Below are 7,249 nucleotides of genomic sequence, written 5' to 3' on the forward strand. Positions count from 1 at the left end.
CTGGAGGAGATCAAGTGACGAGGATTCTACCGCATGGAGGCAGCCTGATTAATCGGTTAGTGACGGGGGAGGAGAGAGAACGTCTTCTCAGCCTGGCCGGAGGGCTTCCCACCATCCGCCTCAATACCTGGGCCATTTCCGATTTGGATTTGATTGGAGTAGGGGCCTTCTCACCGTTAACTGGCTTCTTGAACGAAGCCGACTATCGCTCTGTAGTGCAGCGGATGCGGCTTAAGGATGGTACCCCCTGGAGTATTCCTATCACCCTCTCTATTCCTGGGGAGCAAGCCAAGGCACTGGAAATAGGTGAGCGTGTTGCCCTAGTGGGGGAACAAGATGGAATTATATACGGCCTGCTGGACATTGAGAGTATCTTCACTGTGGATCAGGGAGAAGAAGCGCGAAATGTATTCAAGACCGATGATCCTGAGCATCCCGGTGTCAAGAAGTTGCTTGAACGTTCTCCTCATTATGCAGGTGGTTCCGTACAAGTGCTGAATCGTCCACAGCCGGAGCGCTTCCGGGAATTTTATTTCGACCCGGCGGAGACTCGGCGTATTTTTGCTGAGAAAGGGTGGAGAACCGTTGTTGGCTTTCAAACCCGTAATCCTGTACATCGGGCCCATGAATATATTCAGAAGAGTGCGATGGAAATAGTTGATGCGTTATTTCTGAATCCGTTGGTAGGGGAGACGAAATCCGATGATGTTCCTGCAGATGTGCGCATGAGCAGTTATTTGGCTTTGCTGGCGAACTATTACCCTGAGGATCGGACTTTTCTGGGGGTATTCCCTGCGGCTATGCGTTATGCTGGGCCAAGGGAAGCCATATTCCATGCCATTGTGCGGAAGAATTATGGCTGTACGCACTTCATCGTAGGCAGGGACCATGCCGGTGTAGGCGACTACTACGGGACCTACGAGGCCCAGGAGATTTTCAGTAACTTTACACCGGAGGAGCTGGATATATCACCGCTGTTTTTTGAGCATAGCTTTTTTTGTACCAAATGCGGCAACATGGCTTCGAGCAAGACCTGTCCTCATCCGCACGAAGATCACTTAACGTTATCTGGCACCAAGGTGCGAGGACTGCTGCGCGAAGGGGTGTGCCCACCGCCAGAATTTACAAGACCTGAGGTGGCTCAAATCTTGATTGAAGGAATGAAACAGCAGGTACCTCAGTAACTACGTAATAACCGCAAGTAGTAAGTCATATTTGTCCACCTTGTCCCATATCATGAGTAATGTCATGAAGGAGAGAGGTGGCTTTTTTATGCGCGATCGTGAGAAAGTGACGGTATGGATTTCCTTGAGTCATATTAAGCTGACATTATTGGGTGTCTTGCTATTAGCGCTGGTGATGGGGGTCGCCCTTTATCAGGTGCCTACTCAGAAAGTATGGAAGTATTGGAGCCTGCCGCTGGCCGGGAAGGTGATTGTTCTGGATGCAGGGCATGGTGGACCGGATGGGGGAGCGAGTAGTCGCGAGGGGTTGATTGAGAAGGATATTAACCTGGCCGTGTCTCTATACCTTCGTGATTATTTACAGCAAGCTGGTGCTATTGTGGTCATGACCCGTGAAGAGGATAAGGACCTTGCTGCTCCGGATACAAGAGGATATAGTAAGCGCAAGACAGAGGACCTGAAGACCCGGGTTCGGTTTGTAGAGGAACAGCAAGCTAACTTGTTGGTGAGCATTCATATGAACAGCATACCTTCGCCACGCTGGCATGGGGCTCAAACCTTCTATTATCCCAATCATGCTGATAGTCCAGGCCTGGCTGCGATGGTTCAGGAGGAGTTGACCCGGAACTTGGAAAATACGGATCGGGTCGCCAAGCCGGCGGATCAGAAGGTGTACTTGCTGGAGATGGTTAAGATTCCATCCGTACTGATTGAAGTAGGGTTCCTGTCTCACCCTGAAGAAGCACGTCTGCTTGGCAATGAGGTTTATCAACGCAAGGTGGCGGCTTCCATTTATCAAGGGATTTTGCGATATTCATCCGGCGAGAAGGGACAAACCCCGGCACAGGATGTCAGGTAATGGTATAATAAACAACATCATGGACCTGTCCATTATCTGATAAAGTCGAGGTGCTGTTATTGGTAACGAAGGAACAACTTCAAGCGGCTTTGCGGCCAGTTGCGGAGCCTGCTTCCGGATTAAGTCTGGTGGACTTGCAGTGGATTCGCGATATCATGATTAAAGAAGACAGAGTATCGTTAACCGTACTGTGTGTAGACAAAAATAGTGAACAACAGGCTGAGGTGGAGCAAGATATTCGTGATCGGCTATCTGGCCTGGGTATTCCGGATGTCCATCTGCGTGTCCGTGAAGCGTCTGAGCAAGAGCGCGTGGCGGCATTGGGGCCGGAGCCTGTAGATGAAGAAGAAGCTCGTCAGCCAGCCCTTAAGGGGCATGGCGCAGGGCTAGAGCACTTGCCAATTCTCGATCCGAGGTCAGGTGTGCAGTTCATAGCCGTGGCCAGCGGCAAGGGAGGCGTCGGCAAATCTACCGTGACGGTGAACCTGGCGGTATCCTTGGCCCGGCAAGGCAAGAAGGTTGGACTCATTGATGCAGATATTTATGGCTTCAGTATTCCCGATATGATGGGAATTGAAGAAGCTCCGTTAGTTGATGAAGGGGATATTGTACCGGTGGAACGGTTCGGCGTGAAGGTGATGTCGATGGGATTCTTTATCCAGGACAATAATCCTGTCATCTGGAGAGGACCTATGCTTGGCAAAATGCTACGTCAGTTCTTCAGTGATGTGCGGTGGGGGGAGCTGGATTACCTGCTGCTGGACTTTCCGCCTGGAACGGGAGACATCGCCCTGGACGTCCATCAGATGATTCCGCATAGCCGGGAGATCATTGTGACAACCCCGCATGCAACGGCTGCTTTCGTAGCTGCCAGAGCGGGTACGATGGCAATACGCACCGAGCATGAAGTGCTGGGCGTGGTCGAGAATATGGCTTATTATGAATGCTCCAAATGTGGAGAGAAGGAATATGTATTCGGACGTGGCGGTGGGGCGCAATTGGCCGAAGCGTTGCATACGGAATTGTTGGCCCAAATTCCGCTTGGGGCGCCGGATAATCATCCCGCGGAGCCAGACTTCTCCCCATCTGTTTATAAGGCAGCAAGCCCGGTTGGCCAATTATATGATGATCTGGCCCGAACCATCATGGCAAAATGCGAAGACTGACCCCGTAGGGTCAGTCTTTTTTTAACCTTAAGAAGATTCTTCTCCACCACCGCTGCTTTCCTCTTCACTTTGTCCACTTTCTTCTTCGCCGCCACTCTTTTCCTCTTTCTTAGGCTCCTTCTCCACACTTGGCTGAAGCTGTTCCTGAACGACGGTCTTCAACAGCTCAAGCACTTCCATACGGAATATAGGACTTTGCATCGCTTCCTGCATCACCGTCATGGATTGCTTACGGTAATCCGGCGTCTTGGTTAGATCGAGAAATATCTTCATGACTTCCGGAGATTTCATCATCTCGGATACCGACTTCTGATACGTAGGGTCCTTGATTAATTGCAGATGCAGATCCTTGCTCTGAGAATTGATGGCTTTGGCAAAATCCCCGGCAAATTGCGGGTCAGTCATGATCTTCTCGATTTCCTTCTTATATTCTGGAGAAGTGATCGTTTCCTTGACTGCCATTCTAACCTCACTGGAAGTGTTGGAAGGGAGGAGCATCTTCACACCCATAGTCCCTCCGCCTTGCGCTTGTTCTCCACCTTGGCCTTCTTCTCCACCGCCGCTTCCACTTTCCGAACCGCCGCCGCCTTCCCCTTCGCCACTACTGCTCTGAGGAGTGCTGAGTGCCTCATATATGGCCTTCTTGCCTTCATCCGTCTTGAGGATGTCAATCACCATGGATTTGGTTTCTTTATAGCTGCCGCCCTGTGAAGAGGAGGAGCTTTGTTCAGAACCGCATGCTGCTAACGGAAGAGTAAATGCACATAAGAAGCATAAAATCCAACGGATAGCCCGCCCTTTCATGGTCCCTTCCTCCTTATCCTTATTACTAAGGTTAGTATGCAGACTCACGGCAGATTTATCCCGACCAAAAGCGGGAAAACCATGGTTTTTTAACGGGATCGTTGGTAAAATATTTCGGTAGTGGGGGTGTATGGTTTGAACCTGAAAAATTGGCTTTATTTATTCTGGACAACGCTGGCCGTTGGTGCGGCCGGTTCGTTGATCGTAGGTCTGCTGATACAATGGACAGATACGATGCAGTATAAGGGAATCACTGACGTGCTCGTCAATATCGGAATTTTACTTGGTGTTGGCGTGATGGTCAGCGTTTATTCGCAAATGGGCTTTTTTGCTTATTTGATGGTCAACTACATGGGGAGTGGCATATTCTCCAGAAGAGTATGGCAGTACATTCAACTGGTGTTTGCCGTTTTGGCTCTGTTGGAATTAATGTTCTTCCGCAGCTTCATGGGGGTGGGTGAGCGGGGGAATTCCGATCTCATCTTAGGCGTGGTGCTGCTGTTCATCGGGCTAGGCACTGCCTATTACAAGGTTAGGATGACTAATGCTACGGCCTGGATTCCTACTTTGTTCTTTATGCTCGCGTTCACCATCGTGGAGATGGTGGGTGTATTGCAGATTAATGTCAATCAAGCTACGGCCTGGATTGTTGCACCTTTGATTGCTTGTAACGCTTATCAGATTTTGATTTTGCACCGGGTTTTGAAGCCTGGAAAATAAACAAAACAACGCCCGGTCTGGAAAGGTGGGCGCTGTTTGTCTTCACATCTACATACCGACCGCTGTATTGATCTGCTCTTGCAGCCAGGTTTGATCTCGAACATCATTGCCTTGGACGCTGGCTTCCTGAAGTAGGTCGGTCACGCTGACGAATTCGTATCCTTGCTTTCTTAATTCATCAATTACCAGCGGCAGTGCCTCATGGGTCTGCTTAACGGAATCGCTAGCATGGAACAAGACGATATCGCCGGGGTGGGCTTTCTTAGTAACACGGTCCACAATCGTTTGCACGCCTTTGTTCATCCAGTCCTGGGAATCGGTATCCCATTGAATGACTTGGTATCCCTGATTCGCAGCAATCTGAAGCACTCGCTTATCGAAGTCTCCATTGGGCAAACGGAGCAAATTCGGAGCCTTGCCCGTCAAATCGCTCAGGATGGTGTGAGCTGCGCTAAGCTGTTGCTGTATTTCCTCATCACTTAAGCTGCTGTAATTGACGTGCTTATGCCCATGGCTGCCAATTTCGTATCCCTGCTGCTGGATGGCTTGCACAATTTGCGGATGGGTTTTACTCCAGGGGGAGGACAGGAAGAAGGTGGCCTTCTGCACATTCTTATCCTTAAGCACCTTGAGGATGGGTTCAGCCCGCGTATCGCCCCAACTGATATCGAAGGTCAGGGCAATGACTTTTTTGCTTGTGGACACACTATAGATGGCCGATGGTGCGCCCTCCTCGGAGAACACGGTTACGTGTCCCTGCTCTACGTAAATGATGCCGGCCGTAAACAGGGCTGCAACAAATACAAAGAAAAACCGCTTGATTTTCTTCCCGCTCAGGACATAGAAGAAGTTGTTCATGAAATAATAAGCCCCTCTCTTCATCAGAATGAATGATATGGAACTGGTCCGCTTGTACAATGTATGCGATTATCCAAGCTTTATGACGTCCTTGTCCCTACAACATAGAAGGAGGAGATAAAATGTTCTCAATCCGGCATTTTGGCCGAGACATACTGAAATATAGAACAGCGATGTTTATTGCTTTGATTATTTTTGCGGCGGGAGCTTTCGTGGGAGCTAGTAATGTTGAGTCCATTGCTGACCTGGTGATGCCAGAAATTGAGCGTCTGGGTGAGCATAGCCGCAACCTGGCGGCTTCGGACAATCCTGAAGTCAGCTTTTTTCTCTTTATATTTGCGAATAATGCCATCAAAAGCGTAGCCATCATGCTGCTTGGAGCTTTGCTGGGCGTCATTCCGTTTTTCTTTCTGCTTATGAATGGCATTATATTGGGCTTTGTGGTTGCCTATGCAGGCTCCGGCGGGGCAAATGTACTGGAGATGATTGTACGCGGACTGCTGCCGCATGGCATCATCGAGATTCCGGCTATACTTCTGGCTGCAGGCTTTGGCATGCAGTTCGGTTATCTAGGCTTGAAGAGTCTGGGTGAGCTTGGAGCGAGAGATGCTTCCGACCGGACGGTGAAATGGCGGGAGTTCTTTATCAGTCTGGGGCGTGGTGCAGTGTGGATCGTTATATTGCTGCTGGTGGCCGCTATCGTGGAAAGCACCTTAACCTTTTATCTAATGGGAGGCGCCTCATCCTAATTCTAATTCATGGGATAAAACTTTTGTTCTGCATTCATAATTTTCCCAAAATATGTGCATACCATTAAAGCGCCTTTAGAAGTTGGTTTCGGCTTAGGGGGAGAGGGTAATGTTTGATAACGACGTTCCCCGTGGCCTGTACCGGATAACTATGCTGAGCGAGGAGATGTTGCGCAATGTTGGGCATGCTATTTACCGACCATGAATACAAGGAATTGGACTATGTGCTTAGAAAAGAGTTAGATGAAATGTTACTCGATATGAGCGATATGCGGCTGGATCAGGATATACGCGAGGCCATCGCCAACAGATACAAAACGGTGTTCCGAATGTATGCCCGGTTTGCTCCTTCACGAGAGCTATCTAAATATGCTCGCCGGGTACGTCTTCCACAAGCAAAGCCTTAATATGAAATTAGGAGTTGACGGCAGGGCGAAGCTTATGTTAAATTAGCATTCGTCCCTGCTTTGGGCGGGATGAGCTACAGGCTAAGCGAAAAAGAGTTAAATAAGTTTTTTCAAAAAAACTCTTGCAAAAACAGCATTGCCTGTGATATATTATAAAAGTCGCCGCTGAAACGCGGTGATGAAGAAAAAGCAAGTTGATCTTTGAAAACTGAACAACGAGTGAGTAAGAAATAAAGAGAACGAAAGTTCTCGTCAGCAAGTTTACATGAGCAAGTCAAACACTTTATTGGAGAGTTTGATCCTGGCTCAGGACGAACGCTGGCGGCGTGCCTAATACATGCAAGTCGAGCGGAGTTATTGGGGAGCTTGCTCCTGAATAACTTAGCGGCGGACGGGTGAGTAACACGTAGGTAACCTGCCTGTAAGCCTGGGATAACTAACGGAAACGTTAGCTAATACCGGATACGCAAGCCTCTCGCATGGGAGACTTGGGAAAGACGGA

The 7,249-nt window shown here is 49.2% G+C and carries 8 protein-coding genes and 1 rRNA gene; 7 read left to right on the forward strand and 2 right to left on the reverse strand.

Annotation, left to right across the window (positions count from 1 at the left end; genetic code table 11):
• Nucleotides 1-14 precede the first annotated feature (14 nt).
• The 3 genes from sat to BN3279_RS01545 all read left to right on the forward strand — a co-directional run bounded on the left by sat (nt 15) and on the right by BN3279_RS01545 (nt 3,209).
• Nucleotides 15-1,184 carry a sulfate adenylyltransferase gene (sat, locus tag BN3279_RS01535; RefSeq protein WP_059048918.1) on the forward strand — a complete coding sequence of 390 codons (1,170 nt, stop codon included), beginning with the start codon at nt 15-17 and terminating at the stop codon, nt 1,182-1,184.
• Nucleotides 1,185-1,272: 88 nt separating this feature from the next.
• The gene (gene cwlD / locus BN3279_RS01540; protein WP_059048909.1) at nt 1,273-2,043 is read left to right on the forward strand and encodes an N-acetylmuramoyl-L-alanine amidase CwlD; all 771 of its coding nucleotides are present in this window, start codon (nt 1,273-1,275) and stop codon (nt 2,041-2,043) included.
• A 59-nt stretch (nt 2,044-2,102) separates the two neighbouring features.
• Nucleotides 2,103-3,209 carry a P-loop NTPase gene (locus BN3279_RS01545; protein WP_059048910.1) on the forward strand — a complete coding sequence of 369 codons (1,107 nt, stop codon included), beginning with the start codon at nt 2,103-2,105 and terminating at the stop codon, nt 3,207-3,209.
• Nucleotides 3,210-3,236: 27 nt separating this feature from the next.
• Here BN3279_RS01545 and gerD read toward each other — a convergent pair whose 3' ends face one another.
• Nucleotides 3,237-4,013: a spore germination lipoprotein GerD gene (gerD, locus tag BN3279_RS01550; RefSeq protein WP_059048911.1), complete on the reverse strand. Its 777-nt coding sequence runs from the start codon at nt 4,011-4,013 to the stop codon at nt 3,237-3,239.
• Between the two features lie 135 nt (nt 4,014-4,148).
• Between gerD and BN3279_RS01555 the strand changes: the two genes are divergently transcribed.
• Nucleotides 4,149-4,733 (forward strand): KinB-signaling pathway activation protein, encoded by a 585-nt coding sequence (locus tag BN3279_RS01555; protein WP_059048912.1) that lies wholly within the window; start codon nt 4,149-4,151, stop codon nt 4,731-4,733.
• 48 nt (nt 4,734-4,781) lie between these two features.
• On the opposite strand, the gene pdaB is transcribed toward BN3279_RS01555, so the two are convergent.
• Nucleotides 4,782-5,591, reverse strand: coding sequence for a polysaccharide deacetylase family sporulation protein PdaB (gene pdaB, locus BN3279_RS01560; RefSeq protein ID WP_059048913.1), 810 nt, complete (start codon nt 5,589-5,591; stop codon nt 4,782-4,784).
• 122 nt (nt 5,592-5,713) lie between these two features.
• On the opposite strand from pdaB, the gene BN3279_RS01565 reads away from it, so the two are divergent.
• The 3 genes from BN3279_RS01565 to BN3279_RS01575 form a co-directional block, all read left to right on the forward strand.
• The gene (locus BN3279_RS01565) at nt 5,714-6,340 is read left to right on the forward strand and encodes a stage II sporulation protein M (protein WP_232436727.1); all 627 of its coding nucleotides are present in this window, start codon (nt 5,714-5,716) and stop codon (nt 6,338-6,340) included.
• Between the two features lie 176 nt (nt 6,341-6,516).
• The gene (locus BN3279_RS01570; protein ID WP_059048914.1) at nt 6,517-6,747 is read left to right on the forward strand and encodes a hypothetical protein; all 231 of its coding nucleotides are present in this window, start codon (nt 6,517-6,519) and stop codon (nt 6,745-6,747) included.
• Between the two features lie 283 nt (nt 6,748-7,030).
• A 16S ribosomal RNA gene (locus tag BN3279_RS01575) occupies nt 7,031-7,249 on the forward strand; the annotation flags it as partial.

This window comes from Paenibacillus senegalimassiliensis (genome assembly GCF_001486585.1).
Taxonomy (GTDB): Bacteria; Bacillota; Bacilli; order Paenibacillales; family Paenibacillaceae; genus Fontibacillus; species Fontibacillus senegalimassiliensis.